The following is a 14,622-nucleotide window of genomic DNA, read 5'->3' as shown; positions in this document are numbered from 1 at the left end:
TTATGCGTTCAGTAAAGCTTTTACTTTTTCGGCTATTGCTTTGCCATCCGCCTTTCCAGCCAATTGCTTGCTGGCTACCCCCATGACTTTTCCCATGTCTTTGGGACCTACGGCACCGGTGACATTGATGATTTCCTGAATCGCAAATGACAATTCATCATCGGTTAAAGCTTTGGGCAAGAACTCCTGGATAACTTCCAATTCAGCCATTTCCACCTCTAAAAGATCCGGTCTTCCCTGCTTTTCATAGATTTCCGCGGAATCTTTTCGCTGCTTTGCTGCCTTAGTCAAGAGCTTCAGCTCCTCATCATCACTAAGGGATCCGGAGTATCCTTCCTTGGTTTCTTCTAAGAGAATCATGGATTTAATTGCCCGAAGTGCGGTAAGACGCACTTTGTCTTTGGCAATCATCGCGGATTTTATTTCACTTTCTACTTTCTGCTTTAAACTCATTCGTCCTAAGTTTGTGTTACATCAAAAATACAGGGTAAAAATACCCATTTTTCTAAGCGATTATGACAAAACTTAGTGTAAATATCAACAAGATCGCCACGTTGAGGAATGCAAGAGGTGCGAACAATCCCAATGTGGTGCAGGTGGCTTTTGACTGTGAAAGATTTGGAGCTGAGGGAATAACGGTTCATCCAAGGCCTGATGAGCGACATATTCGGTATCAGGATTGTCTGGATTTGGCTAAGGTGGTGACCACAGAATTTAATATCGAAGGTTACCCAGATCAGCGATTTATGCAGCTGATCCGCGAGGTGAAACCAGCCCAGGCTACTCTGGTTCCTGATCCACCGGATGCCATTACTTCCAATACCGGTTGGGATACGATTGCCCATCAAAGCTTGCTCAAGGATATTGTTGCCGAACTTAAAGAAATCGGTACCCGAGTCTCCATTTTTATCAATCCTGAAGCGAAATACTTCGAGCCGGCAAAACTTACCGGAACCGACCGAGTGGAGTTGTACACCGAACCCTACGCTTCACAGTATCATCAAGATCGGGAAAAGGCCGTTTTCCCGTATGTGGAAGTTTCCAAAATCGCTCGGGAATTAGGTTTGGGTTTGAATGCGGGGCACGATTTGGATTTGCATAATTTGGCCTTTCTGAAAAAGAATATCCCTTGGCTGGAGGAAGTATCCATTGGCCATGCCCTGATTTGCGATGCACTTTATTATGGTCTGGAAAACACGGTTCAGATGTATAGAAGGCAGTTGGAGGGGTAAAGGAATTAAAAATTGGAATATTTGAAAATTTAATAAGTGGTAAGGTTTTTCTTTGAAATAAGGCCTAAATGCTAAAGAAAGCCTCGTAAATCGTAATTCGTACTTCGTAAATCAAAATGAAATTAAACTTCAAAAAACTCGGCTCCGGTAAACCATTGGTGATTCTCCATGGACTTTTTGGGTCTTTGGACAACTGGTTTTCCATCGCCCGCGAGCTGGAAAAACACTATACGCTTTACCTTGTTGATCAGCGGAATCACGGGGATTCTCCCCAGGCTGAGGAGTGGAATTATCAGGTTATGGTGGAGGATTTGAAAGAGCTTTTGGATGATGAAGGTTTGGAAAAAATTTACTTGATGGGTCATTCCATGGGAGGAAAGACGGTAATGAATTTTGCCTGCACCTATCCAGAGCGAGTGGAAAAGCTGATCGTGGCGGATATAGCGCCAAGATATTACCCGATCCATCACCAGACGATTTTGGAGGGCCTCAACTCGATAAAGCTGGATGAAATCAAGAGCCGAAAAGAAGCCGACGATCAGTTGGCCAATTACATCTCTGAACTGGGTATCCGTCAGTTTTTATTAAAAAGTCTGGCGAGAAATTCCGAGGGATTTGTCTGGAAAATCAACCTGCCGGTGATCACCAAAAATATTGAAGAGGTAGGTAAAGCCTTAGAGGAAAAAGCCAGGTATGAAGGCCCAACCTTGTTTTTAGGAGGGGCAAATTCCGATTACATCAAGCAGTCAGATCTTCCGGATTTGGGAAAGCATTTTCCCAACTATGAATTGGAATTTGTAGCAAATGCGGGTCACTGGCTTCACGCTGAGAAGCCGGAGGCAGTAATAGAGGAAGTAAGGGGATTTCTAGGTTAATGGGTAGCAATTAAGTCGATAACAGCGGATTTAAATTCTTTCAAATCGCGGTTGATAATTTCCCAAAGTAAATGATTGTCTATGCCGAAATACTCATGGACAAATACGTGCCTCATTCCAATGATTTCAGTCCAAGGAACTTCCGGCTTTTGTTGCTTGGTTTCTTCAGAAAGGTGATTGCAGGCTTCTCCTACTATTTCCAGCTGTTTGACGCAGGCAAACCGAATCATTGATTTATTTATGAACTCCTCTTTCCCGATTCCCAAAACGTATGATTCTACCTCTTCAATAGCTTCTAAAATATGTTTTAGGCGCACGATATCCCCAATCCTACTTCTCATAGACCAATCTTCTTTCCTTTAAGATTTTTGGTTTAATCAACGGGGAAATTGCCTCATTCGAGACCAAATCTACTTTATGCTTTAGAATCGCCTCTAGTTCATTTTGCATTTTAAAAAATTCTAAGCCTATTTTTTTGGAGTAGTCCAATTCCACCAAAATATCCACATCACTGGTTTCATTTTGCGTTCCTCTTACATAGGAGCCAAAAAGATAAGCTTTCAAAACAGGTTTATCTTGAAAGTATTTTCTGATTTGATCAATTATAAAAGTATCTGGCTTCATGATACATAAAGGTATAAAAAATGAATAAAGTTTTTCTTTGGGTGTTTTTTGGTGTTACAAGGCTAGCTCTTTGGTTCAGAGCAAAAAACTTTTAAACATAAAGGAGCTCCATTGAGCTCCCTAATGTCAGACTGAGAGGAGTCGAAGTCTGAATAATTTTAAAATCACATTTCGACTTCACAACTTCCGTTGTTCGGATGCTCAAGGTGACCATCTCTTGCTGCCTAAACTTCAACGGTGTAGAGTTCTTTCAGTTTATCAATCGTGTAATCGACCTCTTCTAAGGTGTTGAATCTGCTGAATGAGAATCGAACGGAATCTCTTTCAGGATTATGATTCAATGCTCTCAATACATGGGAACCAACAGTGGCTCCTGAGCTGCAAGCGGATCCTCCGGAAGCAGAAATGCCCTCCAGATCCAAGTTGAAAAGTAGCATTCCTCGATTCGCTTCAGATGGAGGCAAGCTTACGTTCAGTACGGTATAGAGACTTTTTTCGAGGTCAGCAGAAAGGCCGTTAAACTCTACCCCGGGGATTTCCTTAGTAAGCTTTTCGATGAAGTGTTTTTTAATTTTTTCGATGTGAGTTTGGTGTCCAGCCATGTCTTCATAGGCAAGTTCCAAAGCTTTGGCAATCCCGATAATCCCGATGACGTTTTCTGTTCCTCCCCGCATATTTCTTTCCTGAGCACCACCATGAATGAAGGGATGGATTTTCTTGTCTTTTCTAACATATAGAAATCCGGAACCTTTTGGGCCGTGGAATTTATGTCCACCAGCTACCAGAGCATCAATCGGAAGAGTCTTGAGATCATGGGTATAATGTCCCATAGTCTGCACGGTATCAGAATGGAAAAATGCACCATATTCCTTCGCCAAGCTTCCGATTTTCTCCAAATCGTTCAAGTTTCCGATCTCATTGTTGGCATGCATCAGAGACACCAGGCTGTTAGGGTTTGCTTTCAGCAGATCTTCCAATTGAGTAGGATCGATTTCCCCCTTTTCATTTAGGTTCAAAAGGCTGAGTTTGATTTTACCTTTTTTCTCCAAAACCTCAAGCGTATGTAGCACCGCATGGTGCTCGATCGGGGAGCTAATTGCATGGGTAATGCCGTGGGTTTCCACTCCGCAGACTAAGGCAGTGTTGTCAGCCTCTGTACCTCCCGAAGTGAAGAAAATCTCTGAAGGAGAGGCATTGAGCAATTCCGCCACCTTTTTTCTTGATTTCTCAATGGCATTTCTCACCTCCCGGCCATGACTATGAACCGAGGAAGGATTGCCGAAATGGGATTTCATAAAGGGGAGCATGGCCTCGATCACGCGATCGTCCATGGCTGTGGTGGCGGCATTGTCAAAGTAAACTTTCATTCTCTAGGGTTGGGTGGGGTATTGCTGAAATTTGTATTAGATCAAAGAAGCGCTGACCACTTCCTTGATGTCTAAAATAATCTTTTTAGCCAAATGCTCTGCGGTCGCTTCGGAGTCTGATTCTGAGTAAATCCGAATGATAGGTTCAGTATTTGATTTTCTCAAGTGAACCCACTCCTTGTCAAATTCTATTTTTACGCCATCAATATCATTGATAGGCTGCTTTTTGTATTTATTTTTGATCTCCAAAAGGATTCTGTCCACGTCGATTTCCGGAGTGAGTTCGATCTTATTTTTGGAAATGTAGTAATTCGGATAGGATGCCCGAAGCATGGAAATAGACTTGCCGAATTTGGCCAAATGGGTCAGGAATAAGCCGATTCCAACCAAGGCATCTCTTCCATAGTGGGAGGTTGGATAGATGATTCCCCCGTTTCCTTCCCCACCGATCACTGCATCCACAGCTTTCATCTGATTCACTACATTGACTTCACCAACAGCTGCTGCAGTATAGTTTCCGCCTCTTTTGAGGGTAACGTCTTTCAAGGCTCTAGTGGAAGAAAGGTTGGATACCGTATTTCCAGGAGTTTTGGATAGAACATAATCTGCTACTGCCACCAAGGTATATTCTTCCCCAAACATGGAGCCATCCTCATTGATAAATGCCAATCGGTCTACGTCTGGATCGACGACAATTCCCAAGTCAAAATTCCCCTTTTCCAGCTTTTTGGAGATTTCTCTCAAGTTTTCTGGAAGAGGCTCTGGATTGTGTGGAAAATGCCCGTCTGGAGTGCAGTACATTTCCTCGATAACTTCCACACCTAGGGCTCGAAGCAACTTGGGTACAGCGATCCCTCCAGTGGAATTTACTGCATCCACGACGACTTTGAAATTTCGCTTTTTGATGGCTTCTACATCCACCAGTTCCAAATCAAGTACGTGCTGGATGTGACGGTCCATGTAATCTTCGATTTGGGTGTATTTTCCGAGTTTTTTCACTTCTGCAAAGGTGAAATCCTCTTTTTCGGCTTTTTCCAAAATCGCCTTTCCCTCCTCATCTGAAATAAATTCACCGACTGAATTCAACAGTTTCAGCGCATTCCATTGGATTGGATTATGGCTGGCCGTCAAGATGATTCCTCCCCCGGCATTTTCTCGGGGTACCGCGAATTCAACAGTCGGGGTAGTGCTAAGCCCCAGATCCACTACGTGAATACCCAAGCCTTGCAAGGTGGCGGAAACTAGTCTGGAGATCATGTCTCCGGAGATTCTGGCATCCCGACCAATTACCACCTTGGGATTTCCTGTTTTCTCGATCACCCAAGCCCCATAGGCTGAAGCAAATTTTACAACATCAATTGGGGTCAAGCCTTCACCGGATTTGCCTCCGATGGTTCCTCGAATACCTGAAATAGATTTGATTAACGACACGTATAGTTGGTATTAATAGGTTCTAAAAAGAACAAAAATGAATTAAACAGAGACTGTTATTTGAATTTGGCCAAAACCTTGTCGACCTCATTGTCCGGATTTCCACAGGAGGTGTTGCCATCCATGGTTTTTCCACAATACCCACAGGTAGCACCTTCTTTATTCAAGAAAGGACTTTGGGAAGCACAGGTGCCTTTGAATTCACCGTTTTTAAGTAGAATGAGCCTTACGGACATTAATACAAAGAACAACGCCACAAAGCCTACGGTAATCAACACAGTTGTCATAACGGATAAATTTGCGCAAATTTAAAGCTTTACTTCGAAAACGTCCACAACTTCGCCTTAGTTTCCCAAGACATGTCAAATTTGAGTACCCGAGCTGAGCAATTGGCTGCTTTTGATCGACTTTTAACCATCATGGATGAGCTCAGGGCCCAATGTCCCTGGGATAAAAAGCAAACGACAGAAAGCCTGAGACATTTGACGATTGAGGAAACTTTCGAACTTTCGGATGCCATTTTGGACGGAAATCCGGAAGAAATCAAAAAAGAGCTAGGCGATATCCTGCTGCATATCGTTTTCTATGCCAAGATCGGATCTGAAGAAGGCAACTTTGATATGGCGACCTTGACGAATGCGCTTTGCGAAAAACTCATTCGCCGCCACCCGCACATTTATGGGGATACCGAAGCGAATGATGCGGACACGGTCAGCCAAAACTGGGAAAAAATCAAGCTCCAGGAAAAAGGAAACGTCTCGGTTCTCGGAGGTGTCCCAAAATCACTTCCTGCACTGATCAAAGCTATGCGAATTCAGGAAAAAGCTCGAGGAGTCGGATTCGATTGGGAAGAAAAGCATCAGGTCTGGGAAAAGGTCGAGGAGGAAATGCAGGAATTCAAAGCGGAATTTAATGCCGCTGATGAAACCGAAATCGACAAAGAGAAGGCTACAGCTGAGTTTGGAGATCTGCTTTTTTCTTTGATCAATTATGCCCGTTTTATTGATATCAATCCTGAGGAAGCTTTGGAAAGGACGAATTTGAAATTCATTAAGCGGTTTCAATATCTGGAAAATGCCGCCAAATCTGCCGGGAAAAATCTCAGTGAGATGACATTGGCTGAAATGGATGTGTATTGGAACGAAGCGAAAAAGCAGTAGGCAGATTTCAGTGAGCAGTGACCAGTTTTTCAGTCGATGGTCCATGGATTAAAGATCATCGACTTTTTAATAACTTAAATACCAATAACTTATAACTATTATCTATCCCCATGTCAAACCAAATCATTTTCACAGCAGAAGCCCCAGCGCCAATCGGACCTTATTCCCAGGCGGTTCTTGCAGGTAATACGTTATATGTTTCCGGACAAATTGCTTTGGACGCTGAAACTGGAGAATTGATCAATGAAAACATCACTGAAGAAACTCACGCAGTCATGAAAAATATGGAGGCGGTTCTCCGGGCGGCAGGTTTTGGATTTTCTGATGTGGTCAAATGCACCATTTTCATCCGGGAAATGGGTCAATTTAACGTAATTAATGACGCCTATGGGCAATATTTTAAATCGAACCCTCCTGCTCGGGAAACAGTTGAGGTAAGTAGGCTTCCCAAAAATGTCAGTGTGGAAATCTCCTGCATTGCCGTGAAATAAACGTGAATTTACTTCCCTACCATACCGAAACGCTTGTCAGTGTCCTCTCCAAAAAGGAGGTTTTGGGACATTTGATGCGGGTGACTAGGGAGGTGAATTTTTTGGATTCCAGAACTCAAGTCCTCCCGGATAGCATCAAGTTTAATGGGATGATCGGCCAGGAGGGATTTCGCATTTCCCGGGTTGTCAAAAAAGGGGAGACTTTTCTACCCTTGATTCGAGGGGAAGTGGAAGAGACGCCCAGAGGATCTATCATATTTTTGAAATTCCAGCTTTTTCCCACCACTGTGTTTTTCCTTGCTTTTTGGAGTATTGTATTGCTGGCGTTTTCCGGATTTTACTTTTTTGGCATCAAAAACCCCATTTATGGGCTCCTTTGCCTTTGTCTGGGGATTGTCAATTATTTACTGGGAATGTTCTTTTTCCATCGTCAAATAAAAATGACCCGGAAAGTATTTCATGATTTGATCAATTTTCAGATGAAGGACAAGGATTAAATGGCTGCCCTTTAGGCTAAAAAACCTTTTGACCTTAACTTTGCGACCTGAAATCATACACCTATTCCGAATAACCATGTCAATACGAATTGAAAAAGACACCATGGGGCCTGTAGAGGTACCTGCGGACAAATACTGGGGAGCCCAGACTCAGCGCTCCATCAACAATTTTAAAATTGGCGGTGAAAAAAACCGAATGCCGATTGAAATCATCCGTGCATTTGCCATCCTCAAAAAAGCAGCTGCCCAAACCAATGCCGAGTTGGGAGTAATGGAGCAGTCCAAGGCAGATATCATTGGTCAGGTCTGTGATGAGATTCTGGCAGGCCAGCACGATGACCAGTTCCCATTGGTGATCTGGCAGACAGGTTCTGGTACTCAGTCCAACATGAATACCAACGAGGTGATTGCCTATCGCGCGCATGTTTTGTTGGGAGGCTCTTTGGAAGATGCCAAAAAGAAAATTCACCCAAATGATGATGTGAACAAGTCCCAGTCCTCAAATGACACCTATCCTACGGCAATGCATATCGCGGCCTACCAAATGGTGGTGGAAACGACCATTCCGGGAGTTCAGAAGTTAAGAGATACTTTGGCGGCAAAAGCCGAGGCTTTCAAAAATGTGGTGAAAATCGGGCGTACACACTTTATGGATGCCACTCCATTGACATTGGGGCAAGAATTCAGTGGCTATGTGGCTCAGTTGGATCATGGCTTGAGAGCCTTGAAAAACACCTTAGCGCACCTTTCCGAACTGGCTTTGGGTGGTACTGCTGTTGGAACTGGCTTGAACACCCCCCAAGGGTATTCTGAATTAGTGGCGATGAAAATTGCGGAACTTTCCGGACATCCATTTGTCACAGCTCCCAACAAATTTGAAGCTTTGGCGGCACATGACGGAATGGTAGAAGCACATGGAGCCTTGAAGCAATTGGCAGTTTCTTTGATGAAAATTGCCAATGATATCCGAATGCTTTCTTCAGGTCCAAGATCCGGAATCGGGGAAATTTTGATCCCAGAAAACGAACCGGGCTCTTCTATCATGCCGGGTAAAGTGAATCCTACGCAAGTAGAGGCGATGACCATGGTGGCTGCTCAGGTCATGGGCAATGATGTGGCGATTACTATCGGAGGTTCCAATGGACATTTCGAGTTGAACGTGTTCAAACCTTTGATCGCGGCTAACTTCCTCCAGTCAGCAAGATTGATCGGAGACGCTTGTGTGTCCTTCAATGACAACTGTGCAATCGGAATCGAGCCAAACACTCCAATGATTCAAAGACACCTGGAGAATTCTCTGATGCTTGTGACTGCCTTGAATACCCATATTGGCTATGAGAATGCTGCAGCAATCGCGAAGAAAGCTCACAAGGAGGGTACTAGCCTAAGAGAAGCAGCGGTTGCTTTAGGTCTTTTGACTTCTGAGCAATTTGACGAATGGGTGAAGCCCGAAGACATGATCGGAAGCTTGAAATAATTGCTTGTCCTTACGTTGACCAGTCCTAAAATAGGTTGACAGGTTTAAGATAGTACTATTGGCCGAGGAAGGACTTCTTTCTCGGCTTTTTCTATGGAATTGGGAATCACATTTCCCAGAATTTTTCCTCATTGGGTAGTTGCTCCAAGTATTCCGTGGTTTGGATATACCCTTTTTTCAGGATCTCTTTCCATTTTCTTTCGTCCAATAAGCCCACACCTTTTAGGTTAAGTTCGAAATAATGGGATACCTTGGATTTGGTTACTTCCTGTCTCTGATGACTGTTGAGCATCAGGGAATTAATGATCAAGGAGCCGACGTTGGGCAGCCTGTATCTCCTTTTACCAGAAATTTTATCCCAGAGTAAGGCCCAGTTTCCCGGTGTGTTTTCGTATTCTACTTTTCTGTCAGGCAGCCCTGAAAGAGATACTGCAATGATTTTAGAAATGGGGTAGCGGTACATGGGTTCGATGGGAAGATTGTCCATCACGGCGCCATCTACATGAAGGTATTGGTCAATGACCACTGGAGGAAAGACTCCAGGAATAGCCATGCTGGCCATTACCTGTTTCCAAATGGGTCCTTTATCATGGATTTTGGTCGATGCTCTGGAGAAATTGGTTGATACACAGTACGAATTGACCCAGATGTCCTCCACACCATATTCCTGAAAAAGTTTATTGACAAATCTTTTTACTTTATTCCCGGAGAGAATGGAGATCAAAGGGATTGAAATGTCATTGGAAGTGAGTTTGGAGTTCACCGCATTTTTGGTGATTTGTTCAATTTTCTCAAAATCAAAATCCGAGAAACTCATGGTGATGCCATATATCGCTCCGGCACTGGTTCCTCCTAAGAAATCAATTTCTATACCTTTTTCTTGCAGTGCTTTGACCACTCCGATATGGGCGTATCCTTTGGCGCCACCGCCTCCAAGCACCAGCCCTGTGGCATTATTAGTGATAATCCTGCAAAATCTCCGAATGTCTTTCAGGTTGCCCTGACGTACGTGGATGTGGAGGTTGATCATCCGGTGTTGAAGCCATTTCCAAGTGTCTTTTGGCATTGGGGCATCAGGCTCATGGAGTAGGAGGAGGTAGATCTTTTTGTTTAAAATGCTTTTGGAATAGAGATCAAGTTTCTTTTCGATGGGGTAAATTTCCGGATTTTCCTGAAAATCAGTAGCCAAAATCACCAAGTCGGCATAGACGAGGCATTGATGAGACCAGTTGGGGTGAGTTTCGCTGCAGAGTAAAATATTGATTCCGGGGTATTGCTCCAAAGAATCGAAAAAGCCCTGGTCGGTGTGGTCATTTTGAGAATCGTGGTCAAAGACTTGGACGGGGATCTGATTTTGTAGGAAATAGGCCTCCATATCAACAGTCCATGGACTTAGGTCATGGTCTGCCTGAAGATTAATCAAGGCAATGTTTTTGGGAGGAGTGGATTGGTTTTGTTGGAAAGTATTTCTTCGCAGCCGGTTGATCACAAATTTGGTCATGGAATTGGCCAGAGAAGGGTTCAACGAAACCAGTTTTAGGTATTCCATTTGTGATAATTCCAGAACGATTGATTTTCGAATGGCTAAAACGGAAGCCATTCTGGGTTCCCCGGTAAAAAGTGCAAATTCCCCTACCGGCTCGCCTTCTCCGATATCACCCAAAATTCTAATCCCATGTGAATCTTCTTTGATAGCCCGAAGTCGTCCTGAAAGAACTATATACAAAGCTTGCTCTGAATCTCCTTGGTGAAAAAGATATTCACCCGTGCTGAGTGTTCGCTTGATTCCTGATTGGATGATTTGAGATAATAGTTCTTCGTTGAGTTCTCCAAAAAGCTTATAATAATGTTTGGAGTAGGAGGCGTTTAAGCTTTCCATAAGATTCTGGATTTTGGGTTTATTTAATAAGGTTGAATGTTGACTTTAAAAGTTGATTATCAGAGCTGTTGACCCTTAGCTAAAAATATCGCTAATTTTTCAAAAAATAGTTGGTTGAGAATAATTGATTATTTGACGAGGATTAAAAAAGCCTGAGAGCCGGCAAAAATGTTGGGTTTTTTCCCTCGGAAGTCCCAAGCAGAAGTCAGACGAGGAATACAGGTCTAGCTTTGTAAACTTGGAATGCTAAAAGTAGCCTAGCTAGGAATCGAACCTAGATCTAGCGTTTAGGAAACGCTTGTTCTATCCGTTGAACTACAAGGCCATCAAAAGAGTCGCAAGATAAAGCAAAACCAAACTTTCCCGCAAATATTCTGAATCCAACTTGTGGCTTTCCAATCATTTACCCTATCTTTGCACTCCAAAATTAGGATGGACGGGTTCCATCCAATCACTTAATCTAAACAATTATGTCCGTAAAAATCAGATTAGCACGTCGAGGCCGTAAAAAACAAGCCATCTATGACGTCGTTGTAGCTGATGCAAGAGCACCACGTGATGGTCGCTTCATCGAAAAACTCGGAACTTACAATCCGAACACCAATCCTGCTTCTATCAACATCAACAATGAGCGCGCTCTTACCTGGTTGTTGAATGGAGCTCAGCCAACTGATACCGTGAAGGCGATGCTTTCTTACAGAGGTGTCATGCTGAAGAAACACCTTCAGATTGGGGTGTTGAAAGGTGCAATCACTCAAGAGCAAGCTGATGCGAAATTCAACGCTTGGATCTCTGAGAAAGATGCCAAAATCGAAGGTAAGAAAGACCAATTGGCTACTGCAAAAGCAGACGCTCGTGCGAAGGCATTGGCTGCTGAAACTGCGAAAAACCAAGCTCGTCTGGATGCCATCAAAGCTAGAGAAGAAGAAGCAAAAGCTGCTGCTGCCGCTGCTGAGGCACCTGCCGCAGAAGAAGCTGCTCCTGAAGCTACCGAGGCTCCTGCAGAAGGCGGAGAAGCTGAAGCTTAATAGAATAATTTTCCATGAACAAGGATCAGTGCTTTCAATTAGGCCGCTTGGCCAAAGTTCATGGACTTCGTGGTGAAGTAAATGTGGTGCTGGATGTAGACTTTCCGGAGGATTATGACGGATTGGAGCACCTCTTCCTCGAACAAAAAGGCCGATTGGTTCCTTTCTTTCTGGAGCACTTTGTGATTCAGCCGGGAAATAGGGCTTTGGCCAAGTTTGAAGAACTTGATACCATCGAGCAAGTGGAAATGCTGGTAGGATCGGAAGTATATCTTCCCCTGACCGAACTCCCCGAGCTGGAAGAGGATCAATACTATTACCACGAGCTGATCGATTTTGAGGTCATAGATGAGACCAAAGGCTTGATCGGCCCAGTACAGATTATCTACGATCTGGAAACACAGGATCTCCTCGGAGTGACCCACCAAGGCAAAGAAGTGCTTATTCCGATCCAGGATGGCATCATTACCAAGGTGGACAAGGCAGCTAAAAAAGTTTACTGCCAGTTGCCCGAAGGCTTACTTGACATTTATCTGGAAGACTGATGCATATTGACATCATCACTGTCGTGCCGGGACTGTTGGAAGGCCCCTTTTCCCACTCGATTCTGAAAAGAGCCGAGGATAAAGGACTCGCCACAGTCCGTATCCATAACCTTCGGGATTATGCGACCGGCAAGCAAAAGCAGGTGGATGATTATGCATTCGGCGGTGGTGCCGGGATGGTCATGATGATTGAGCCGATTGCTCGATGCATCGAGGCCCTTCAGACGGAGCGTCAATACGATGAAATCATCTACATGACACCGGATGGAGAGACTTTCGACCAACCCATGGCCAATGACCTTTCCCTCAAGAAAAACCTCCTGATCCTCTGCGGTCATTACAAAGGGGTCGATCAGCGAGTGAGAGATAAGTTCATCACCAAGGAAATCAGTATCGGAGATTTCGTCCTTTCCGGAGGAGAATTGGCAGCAGCTGTAGTGGCTGATGCGGTGATTCGCCTGATTCCGGGAGTATTGAACGACGAGACTTCGGCACTGACAGATTCCTTCCAGGATAATTTGCTGGCTCCTCCGGTATATACCCGGCCTGCTGAGTATGAAGGAATGCAAGTTCCGGAAGTATTGCTCTCGGGACATGAAGCTAAGATAAGCGAATGGAGATTTGAAGCGTCGGTTCGCCGAACCCAAGAAAAACGGCCTGATCTGCTCAAGGGCACAGGTTGGGAATAGGCGAGACAGGATTTTAAAAATGTAATTCATTTAAACCGCTGCGGCGGTGCACTGCGAAAGCATAAAAACATAAAGCTATGAGCGATCTAATGAAAATTGTAGAAGCGGAATACAGCGAGGCGAGAGCCAAATTCCCTTCTTTCAAAGCCGGTGATACCATCAACGTACACGTACGAATTAAAGAAGGTAACAAGGAGCGTATCCAGCAGTTTCAGGGAACTGTGATCCAGCGTAAAAACCCTAATTCCAACGGAGAGACTTTCACCGTTCGTAAAGTTTCCAACGGAATTGGCGTAGAGCGTATTTTCCCTATCATTTCCCCAGCTATCGAGCAGATCGACTTGGTAAGAGAAGGTAAGGTAAGAAGAGCTCGACTGTTCTACTTGAGAGGACGTCAGGGTAAAGCTGCACGTATCAAGGAAAAAATCAGACCAAGACACTAATTCTTGGCTGGATGATCCCAAAAAAAGGAACCCAATACTGGGTTCCTTTTTTGGTTTTGGGTAAATTGTAACAAACGATCCAGCTATGAACCCCTCCATTTCTTTCACTGATCCCGGCGCCATTCTGGGCAAAACCTTCCTTCGAATCGCACAAGTCATCTTGGCAATTTTAGCCGTAGGATCGGGCTACATGGCCTACTTGGCCAGTGAGGGGCTTTTTTCAGGTTGGAATATCGAGATTGACTCAGACTTGGAACAGCTCTTTCCAGGCGTTTCACCCGATTCCTGGATCTTATACCTATTTCTCGGACTGGCGGTGAAGTTTTTATTTTGGTTCGGGATTTTGGCTTGGTTGGAGAGGAAGATTTGAGTTCAATTAAAGATTAGACTAGCCCCAAAAAGATTGTTATTTAGTCTTCTTTATATCCCACAAATATTTTTACCTCATAGACTGAAAACTGTTGATTAAAGAGAAACCTTTTATCAGAACAATATTCATCGGGTCTTAGGACAAAGAATTTTTGATTTGGATTTTGAATCAACCTGATCCAATCCTTGGCGTCGAGATTTGAAGTATAAATGGGGTTTTTCTCATGGGTCTGGGAAAGAGTTAAATTTTTAGTCAATCGTTTAGAGGTAGGTTCAATCCAGCCATGACCCAACGTAATTGATGGGTTATTCATTCTTTGTTTTTTATAAATGAAAAAATGGCCTTTATTTCCATACGTTCTTACTTCCCAATTTTTACAATCATCGACAATGATATAAACTTCTTCCTCGTTCTTTGGGAAATGAAGAATAAGCACAATCGTAAGGATAAGAGATAATTTCCCTATCATGATTGATAGATACAAAATGAATTCGTAATTAACCTACTAAGTTCT

The 14,622-nt window shown here is 43.8% G+C and carries 19 protein-coding genes and 1 tRNA gene; 11 read left to right on the top strand and 9 right to left on the bottom strand.

Annotated features, from left to right (window positions below; translation table 11 throughout):
- Positions 1–453, bottom strand: coding sequence for a GatB/YqeY domain-containing protein (locus tag G458_RS0111085; RefSeq protein WP_026951978.1), 453 nt, complete (start codon positions 451–453; stop codon positions 1–3).
- 62 nt (positions 454–515) lie between these two features.
- Between G458_RS0111085 and G458_RS0111080 the strand changes: the two genes are divergently transcribed.
- Both G458_RS0111080 and G458_RS0111075 read left to right on the top strand, forming a co-directional pair.
- Positions 516–1,232: a pyridoxine 5'-phosphate synthase gene (locus tag G458_RS0111080; RefSeq protein WP_026951977.1), complete on the top strand. Its 717-nt coding sequence runs from the start codon at positions 516–518 to the stop codon at positions 1,230–1,232.
- A gap of 116 nt (positions 1,233–1,348) precedes the next feature.
- A complete protein-coding gene (locus G458_RS0111075) occupies positions 1,349–2,107 on the top strand; it encodes an alpha/beta fold hydrolase (protein WP_026951976.1) in 759 nt (252 codons plus the stop codon).
- Here G458_RS0111075 and G458_RS0111070 read toward each other — a convergent pair.
- From G458_RS0111070 to G458_RS0111050, 5 genes are all read right to left on the bottom strand, one after another.
- Positions 2,104–2,448 (bottom strand): HepT-like ribonuclease domain-containing protein, encoded by a 345-nt coding sequence (locus G458_RS0111070; RefSeq protein ID WP_026951975.1) that lies wholly within the window; start codon positions 2,446–2,448, stop codon positions 2,104–2,106. The two genes, G458_RS0111075 and G458_RS0111070, sit on opposite strands and share 4 nt — an antisense overlap.
- Entirely contained in the window at positions 2,438–2,731 is a 294-nt protein-coding gene (gene mntA, locus G458_RS0111065) for a type VII toxin-antitoxin system MntA family adenylyltransferase antitoxin (RefSeq protein WP_026951974.1), read from the bottom strand. The genes G458_RS0111070 and mntA overlap by 11 nt, the downstream gene beginning before the upstream one ends.
- Positions 2,732–2,955: 224 nt before the next feature.
- Positions 2,956–4,098: a cysteine desulfurase family protein gene (locus tag G458_RS0111060; RefSeq protein WP_026951973.1), complete on the bottom strand. Its 1,143-nt coding sequence runs from the start codon at positions 4,096–4,098 to the stop codon at positions 2,956–2,958.
- A 36-nt stretch (positions 4,099–4,134) separates the two neighbouring features.
- Positions 4,135–5,529 carry a phosphoglucosamine mutase gene (gene glmM / locus G458_RS0111055; RefSeq protein WP_026951972.1) on the bottom strand — a complete coding sequence of 465 codons (1,395 nt, stop codon included), beginning with the start codon at positions 5,527–5,529 and terminating at the stop codon, positions 4,135–4,137.
- 56 nt (positions 5,530–5,585) lie between these two features.
- A complete protein-coding gene (locus G458_RS0111050) occupies positions 5,586–5,816 on the bottom strand; it encodes a hypothetical protein (protein ID WP_026951971.1) in 231 nt (76 codons plus the stop codon).
- 72 nt (positions 5,817–5,888) lie between these two features.
- Between G458_RS0111050 and mazG the strand changes: the two genes are divergently transcribed.
- From mazG to fumC, 4 genes are all read left to right on the top strand, one after another.
- Positions 5,889–6,689 carry a nucleoside triphosphate pyrophosphohydrolase gene (gene mazG / locus G458_RS0111045; protein ID WP_026951970.1) on the top strand — a complete coding sequence of 267 codons (801 nt, stop codon included), beginning with the start codon at positions 5,889–5,891 and terminating at the stop codon, positions 6,687–6,689.
- Between the two features lie 110 nt (positions 6,690–6,799).
- Positions 6,800–7,180 carry a RidA family protein gene (locus tag G458_RS0111040; RefSeq protein WP_026951969.1) on the top strand — a complete coding sequence of 127 codons (381 nt, stop codon included), beginning with the start codon at positions 6,800–6,802 and terminating at the stop codon, positions 7,178–7,180.
- A 2-nt stretch (positions 7,181–7,182) separates the two neighbouring features.
- Positions 7,183–7,677, top strand: coding sequence for a hypothetical protein (locus tag G458_RS0111035; RefSeq protein WP_035468037.1), 495 nt, complete (start codon positions 7,183–7,185; stop codon positions 7,675–7,677).
- Between the two features lie 76 nt (positions 7,678–7,753).
- Positions 7,754–9,154, top strand: a complete 1,401-nt coding sequence (gene fumC, locus G458_RS0111030) for a class II fumarate hydratase (protein ID WP_026951967.1) — start codon at positions 7,754–7,756, stop codon at positions 9,152–9,154.
- Positions 9,155–9,260: 106 nt separating this feature from the next.
- Here the strand turns inward: fumC and G458_RS0111025 are convergent, their stop codons facing one another.
- The gene (locus G458_RS0111025; RefSeq protein ID WP_026951966.1) at positions 9,261–11,033 is read right to left on the bottom strand and encodes a patatin-like phospholipase family protein; all 1,773 of its coding nucleotides are present in this window, start codon (positions 11,031–11,033) and stop codon (positions 9,261–9,263) included.
- 253 nt (positions 11,034–11,286) lie between these two features.
- Positions 11,287–11,358 (bottom strand) — tRNA-Arg (locus G458_RS0111020).
- A gap of 145 nt (positions 11,359–11,503) precedes the next feature.
- On the opposite strand from G458_RS0111020, the gene G458_RS0111010 reads away from it, so the two are divergent.
- The 5 genes from G458_RS0111010 to G458_RS0110990 all read left to right on the top strand — a co-directional run bounded on the left by G458_RS0111010 (position 11,504) and on the right by G458_RS0110990 (position 14,108).
- On the top strand, positions 11,504–12,061 hold the full coding sequence (locus G458_RS0111010) for a 30S ribosomal protein S16 (protein WP_026951965.1): 558 nt from the start codon (positions 11,504–11,506) through the stop codon (positions 12,059–12,061).
- 14 nt (positions 12,062–12,075) lie between these two features.
- Positions 12,076–12,606 carry a ribosome maturation factor RimM gene (rimM, locus tag G458_RS0111005; RefSeq protein ID WP_026951964.1) on the top strand — a complete coding sequence of 177 codons (531 nt, stop codon included), beginning with the start codon at positions 12,076–12,078 and terminating at the stop codon, positions 12,604–12,606.
- The gene (gene trmD / locus G458_RS0111000) at positions 12,606–13,295 is read left to right on the top strand and encodes a tRNA (guanosine(37)-N1)-methyltransferase TrmD (RefSeq protein ID WP_026951963.1); all 690 of its coding nucleotides are present in this window, start codon (positions 12,606–12,608) and stop codon (positions 13,293–13,295) included. Before rimM ends, trmD begins: the two co-directional genes overlap by 1 nt.
- Before the next feature lie 77 nt (positions 13,296–13,372).
- On the top strand, positions 13,373–13,738 hold the full coding sequence (rplS, locus tag G458_RS0110995) for a 50S ribosomal protein L19 (protein ID WP_026951962.1): 366 nt from the start codon (positions 13,373–13,375) through the stop codon (positions 13,736–13,738).
- Positions 13,739–13,823: 85 nt separating this feature from the next.
- Positions 13,824–14,108 carry a hypothetical protein gene (locus tag G458_RS0110990; RefSeq protein WP_026951961.1) on the top strand — a complete coding sequence of 95 codons (285 nt, stop codon included), beginning with the start codon at positions 13,824–13,826 and terminating at the stop codon, positions 14,106–14,108.
- Between the two features lie 40 nt (positions 14,109–14,148).
- Here the strand turns inward: G458_RS0110990 and G458_RS21785 are convergent, their stop codons facing one another.
- On the bottom strand, positions 14,149–14,421 hold the full coding sequence (locus G458_RS21785; RefSeq protein WP_157359752.1) for a hypothetical protein: 273 nt from the start codon (positions 14,419–14,421) through the stop codon (positions 14,149–14,151).
- Positions 14,422–14,622 lie beyond the last annotated feature (201 nt).

Origin of the sequence: Algoriphagus mannitolivorans DSM 15301, from assembly GCF_000429425.1 — a bacterium.
In the GTDB taxonomy this organism is placed as follows: domain Bacteria; phylum Bacteroidota; class Bacteroidia; order Cytophagales; family Cyclobacteriaceae; genus Algoriphagus; species Algoriphagus mannitolivorans.
This window is presented reverse-complemented; position numbering and strand designations above follow the sequence as displayed.

Bases quoted from the DNA above. Each gene is read 5' to 3' on its own strand.
- mazG (WP_026951970.1), top strand. From the start codon at position 5,889: ATGTCAAATTTGAGTACCCGAGCTGAGCAATTGGCTGCTTTTGATCGA.
- mntA (WP_026951974.1), bottom strand. From the start codon at position 2,731: ATGAAGCCAGATACTTTTATAATTGATCAAATCAGAAAATACTTTCAA.
- G458_RS0111010 (WP_026951965.1), top strand. From the start codon at position 11,504: ATGTCCGTAAAAATCAGATTAGCACGTCGAGGCCGTAAAAAACAAGCC.
- G458_RS0111060 (WP_026951973.1), bottom strand. From the start codon at position 4,098: ATGAAAGTTTACTTTGACAATGCCGCCACCACAGCCATGGACGATCGC.
- G458_RS21785 (WP_157359752.1), bottom strand. From the start codon at position 14,421: ATGAATAACCCATCAATTACGTTGGGTCATGGCTGGATTGAACCTACC.
- fumC (WP_026951967.1), top strand. From the start codon at position 7,754: ATGTCAATACGAATTGAAAAAGACACCATGGGGCCTGTAGAGGTACCT.
- G458_RS0111040 (WP_026951969.1), top strand. From the start codon at position 6,800: ATGTCAAACCAAATCATTTTCACAGCAGAAGCCCCAGCGCCAATCGGA.
- G458_RS0111075 (WP_026951976.1), top strand. From the start codon at position 1,349: ATGAAATTAAACTTCAAAAAACTCGGCTCCGGTAAACCATTGGTGATT.
- G458_RS0111085 (WP_026951978.1), bottom strand. From the start codon at position 453: ATGAGTTTAAAGCAGAAAGTAGAAAGTGAAATAAAATCCGCGATGATT.
- G458_RS0111080 (WP_026951977.1), top strand. From the start codon at position 516: ATGACAAAACTTAGTGTAAATATCAACAAGATCGCCACGTTGAGGAAT.
- G458_RS0111050 (WP_026951971.1), bottom strand. From the start codon at position 5,816: ATGACAACTGTGTTGATTACCGTAGGCTTTGTGGCGTTGTTCTTTGTA.
- trmD (WP_026951963.1), top strand. From the start codon at position 12,606: ATGCATATTGACATCATCACTGTCGTGCCGGGACTGTTGGAAGGCCCC.
- G458_RS0110990 (WP_026951961.1), top strand. From the start codon at position 13,824: ATGAACCCCTCCATTTCTTTCACTGATCCCGGCGCCATTCTGGGCAAA.
- rimM (WP_026951964.1), top strand. From the start codon at position 12,076: ATGAACAAGGATCAGTGCTTTCAATTAGGCCGCTTGGCCAAAGTTCAT.
- G458_RS0111070 (WP_026951975.1), bottom strand. From the start codon at position 2,448: ATGAGAAGTAGGATTGGGGATATCGTGCGCCTAAAACATATTTTAGAA.
- rplS (WP_026951962.1), top strand. From the start codon at position 13,373: ATGAGCGATCTAATGAAAATTGTAGAAGCGGAATACAGCGAGGCGAGA.
- G458_RS0111025 (WP_026951966.1), bottom strand. From the start codon at position 11,033: ATGGAAAGCTTAAACGCCTCCTACTCCAAACATTATTATAAGCTTTTT.